At 68.3% G+C, this 1944-nt stretch carries 4 protein-coding genes; 1 reads left to right on the top strand and 3 read right to left on the bottom strand.

Annotation, left to right across the window (positions count from 1 at the left end):
* Positions 1-87 precede the first annotated feature (87 nt).
* Positions 88-351 (bottom strand): hypothetical protein, encoded by a 264-nt coding sequence (locus tag Q1V87_RS15215; protein ID WP_300594746.1) that lies wholly within the window; start codon positions 349-351, stop codon positions 88-90.
* Positions 348-734 (bottom strand): thioredoxin family protein, encoded by a 387-nt coding sequence (locus Q1V87_RS15210; protein WP_300594743.1) that lies wholly within the window; start codon positions 732-734, stop codon positions 348-350. The genes Q1V87_RS15215 and Q1V87_RS15210 overlap by 4 nt, the downstream gene beginning before the upstream one ends.
* Before the next feature lie 92 nt (positions 735-826).
* Here Q1V87_RS15210 and Q1V87_RS15205 point away from each other — a divergent pair, with 92 nt between their 5' ends.
* Entirely contained in the window at positions 827-1195 is a 369-nt protein-coding gene (locus Q1V87_RS15205) for a rhodanese-like domain-containing protein (protein ID WP_300594740.1), read from the top strand.
* A gap of 5 nt (positions 1196-1200) precedes the next feature.
* Here the strand turns inward: Q1V87_RS15205 and Q1V87_RS15200 are convergent.
* A partial coding sequence (locus Q1V87_RS15200) for an MFS transporter (protein ID WP_300594737.1) occupies positions 1201-1944 on the bottom strand: 744 nt, incomplete at its 5' end.

Here is a 1944-nt window from a genome sequence, read left to right as displayed (position 1 = left end):
GCCCGAGGCTCTGCTCGACGCGTTGGAGGACGTGCTGCGCGCGCCGACGCGGGCTCTGAGCGCCGTCTGAGTCTTCGGCGGCAGACCTCAATCGACGTCGATGCGTTGACGCGCCTCCGGAATGCCCAACGTGTTGGGCGCAGCATCCGCTGACTCGGTCGCCGCGATCCCGGGGCACCACCCGGTGATCGCCATCGCCGCGAGCAAGAGCGCGCCAAGCAACGCAGGAACAGCCAGTGCCCACACACCCGTGGTCGCCGCGCTCCCGGCGATGGCTGCGACGAAGACGGCCGCCGCCCATCGCACGATGCGTTCGCCGCGCGTGATCGTGCAGACCCGGAGCAGGCTCACGGTGCGCTCGGGGCGTCCTGGGCCGCGTCCTGCTGCGCGATCTGGCGACGGACGTCATCCATGTCGAGGCCTTCGACCGCGGTGATCACCTGCTCGAGCTGCGGTGCCGCGAGGGCGCCGGGTTGTGAGAAGACGAGGATGCCGTCGCGGAAGGCCATGAGCGTCGGTATCGAGGTGATGCGAAAGCCCGCCGCGAGTTGTTGCTGGGCCTCGGTGTCGATCTTGCCGAACACGATCTCGGGGTGAGCCTCGGAAGACTTCTCGAACACGGGACCGAACATGCGGCACGGCGCGCACCACGCTGCCCAAAAGTCGAGCAGCACGATGCCGGAGTCATTGATGGTCGTCTCGATCGTCTCGAGGGTGATCTCACGGGTTGCCATGATCTGTATCATACCCTAGGGGGTATACCCCTCGGGTGGATTCCGTACTGTTCGTGTCGGGAACTGCCTGCTCTGCTCAGTAAGGACCCCTCATGCGCCGCATCCGTCTTGCCGTGGCCGCACTGGCCGCCGTCGTTCTCGCGACGAGCCTCGCGGCCTGCTCGGCGACGCCATCGGTCGAGGTTCCCGAGGGCGCTGTCATCATCGACGTGCGGACGCCCGACGAGTATGCCGAGGGGCACCTCGAGGGTGCGATCAACGTCAACCTGCAGTCGGGTTCGTTCGAGCAGGAGATTGCCGAGCAGCCCCTCGACGGCACCTACATCGTGTACTGCCGCACCGGAAACCGGTCGGCACAGGCCGTCGCGATCATGACTGACCTCGGCTTCACGGATGTCACCGATGCCGGCGGCGTCAGTGACGCCTCAGCTGCGACCGGCATCCCGATCGTCACCGACTGACCTGCTCAGCCCGCGCGACCCGACCGCGGCACGAAGCGGGGAACCCAGCGCACGAAGGCGGCCGCGCCCAGGAGCCCGAGTACACCGACCGCGCCGGTTGCCACCGACAGGGTCGAGACCGCCGCGATCCCCGAGACGAGCAGCGGTGCTGCGGCCCCACCGGCGTCGGTGAACATGCGCCACGACCCGAGGAACGGGGCGGGGTCCGTGCGCGGGGCGACGTCGGCGCCGAGGGTGAGCAGGATGCCGCTGGACAGCCCATTGCCGACACCCAGGACCGCGGCGAACATCGCGAACCACATCGCCGACGAGTCGAGGTCGTGCGTGAAGGCGAGTGCGAGGAATCCGAGGCCCATCAGCAGCATCGCGGGAAGGGCTGCCCACAGCCGTCCGAAGCGGTCCATGACCTGGCCGCTCGCATAGAAGAGGGCGAAATCGATCGCGCCCGAGACGCCGACGACGAGCGCAATGGTCTGCGCGTCGAGCCCGATCGACACGCCCCACAGTGGCAGAACCACCTGACGGGCAGATCGCACCGCAGCCAGCGACGCCGCAGCAACCCCGAGCCGTGACAGGACGGCCCGGTAGCGCCAGGCGACGGCGAAGACGCTCTCGCGGCTCCCCGGAACCCGGATGCTTCCCGTGATCGCCTCGCCGGTGTCCTCTTCATCGAGTTCTTCTGCGGTCTCCTTCGCGCCTGCATCGGATCCGCCGCGTGCCTTGATCGGAGCGAACTGCTGCTCGGGGTC

Origin of the sequence: Microbacterium sp. (assembly GCF_030149085.1) — a bacterium.
Lineage (GTDB): Bacteria > Actinomycetota > Actinomycetes > Actinomycetales > Microbacteriaceae > Microbacterium.
The sequence above is the reverse complement of the archived record's forward strand: the minus strand, read 5'-3'. Positions and strand labels throughout refer to the sequence as shown.

What these genes read in the sequence shown, in the direction of transcription:
- Q1V87_RS15205 (WP_300594740.1), top strand. Translation starts at nt 827, where the DNA reads ATGCGCCGCATCCGTCTTGCCGTGGCCGCACTGGCCGCCGTCGTTCTC.
- Q1V87_RS15210 (WP_300594743.1), bottom strand. Translation starts at nt 734, where the DNA reads ATGGCAACCCGTGAGATCACCCTCGAGACGATCGAGACGACCATCAAT.